This is a genomic window from Streptomyces sp. NPDC036815 (assembly GCF_055609205.1).
Window position 1 is genome coordinate 3,497 of sequence record NZ_JBVJPW010000046.1, and the last position, 1,422, is coordinate 4,918.

Annotated in this window: 1 rRNA gene (running past one end of the window); it reads left to right on the plus strand. The window is 55.8% G+C overall.

Annotated elements, in window-relative coordinates:
• Positions 1-1,401: ribosomal RNA gene (locus ACZ69I_RS38920) — 23S ribosomal RNA — on the plus strand; it begins 1,703 nt to the left of the window's first position.
• Positions 1,402-1,422 lie beyond the last annotated feature (21 nt).

Consider the following 1,422-nt stretch of genomic DNA (forward strand, 5'->3'; position numbering starts at 1 on the left):
GTTAAGGGTGAGACCTGATGCCGAGCCGATTGTGGTGAAGTGGATGATCCTATGCTGTCGAGAAAAGCCTCTAGCGAGTTTCATGGCGGCCCGTACCCTAAACCGACTCAGGTGGTCAGGTAGAGAATACCGAGGCGTTCGGGTGAACTATGGTTAAGGAACTCGGCAAAATGCCCCCGTAACTTCGGGAGAAGGGGGGCCATCACCGGTGATGACATTTACTGTCTGAGCTGGGGGTGGCCGCAGAGACCAGCGAGAAGCGACTGTTTACTAAAAACACAGGTCCGTGCGAAGCCGTAAGGCGATGTATACGGACTGACGCCTGCCCGGTGCTGGAACGTTAAGGGGACCGGTTAGTGCGCTTTCGGGCGTGCGAAGCTGAGAACTTAAGCGCCAGTAAACGGCGGTGGTAACTATAACCATCCTAAGGTAGCGAAATTCCTTGTCGGGTAAGTTCCGACCTGCACGAATGGCGTAACGACTTCTCGACTGTCTCAACCATAGGCCCGGTGAAATTGCACTACGAGTAAAGATGCTCGTTTCGCGCAGAAGGACGGAAAGACCCCGGGACCTTTACTACAGTTTGATATTGGTGTTCGGTTCGGCTTGTGTAGGATAGGTGGGAGACTGTGAACCCGGTACGCCAGTATCGGGGGAGTCATCGTTGAAATACCACTCTGGTCGTGCTGGATGTCTAACCTCGGTCCGTGATCCGGATCAGGGACAGTGTCTGATGGGTAGTTTAACTGGGGCGGTTGCCTCCCAAAGAGTAACGGAGGCGCCCAAAGGTTCCCTCAGCCTGGTTGGTAATCAGGTGTTGAGTGTAAGTGCACAAGGGAGCTTGACTGTGAGACCGACGGGTCGAGCAGGGACGAAAGTCGGGACTAGTGATCCGGCGGTGGCTTGTGGAAGCGCCGTCGCTCAACGGATAAAAGGTACCCCGGGGATAACAGGCTGATCTTCCCCAAGAGTCCATATCGACGGGATGGTTTGGCACCTCGATGTCGGCTCGTCGCATCCTGGGGCTGGAGTCGGTCCCAAGGGTTGGGCTGTTCGCCCATTAAAGCGGTACGCGAGCTGGGTTTAGAACGTCGTGAGACAGTTCGGTCCCTATCCTCTGTGCGCGTAGGAATATTGAGAAGGGCTGTCCCTAGTACGAGAGGACCGGGACGGACGAACCTCTGGTGTGCCAGTTGTCCTGCCAAGGGCATGGCTGGTTGGCTACGTTCGGAAAGGATAACCGCTGAAAGCATCTAAGCGGGAAGCCTGCTTCGAGATGAGTATTCCCACCCCCTTTGAGGGGTTAAGGCTCCCAGTAGACGACTGGGTTGATAGGCCAGATCTGGAAGCCCGGTAACGGGTGGAGGTGACTGGTACTAATAGGCCGAGGGCTTGTCCTCAGTTGCTCGCGTCCACTGTGTT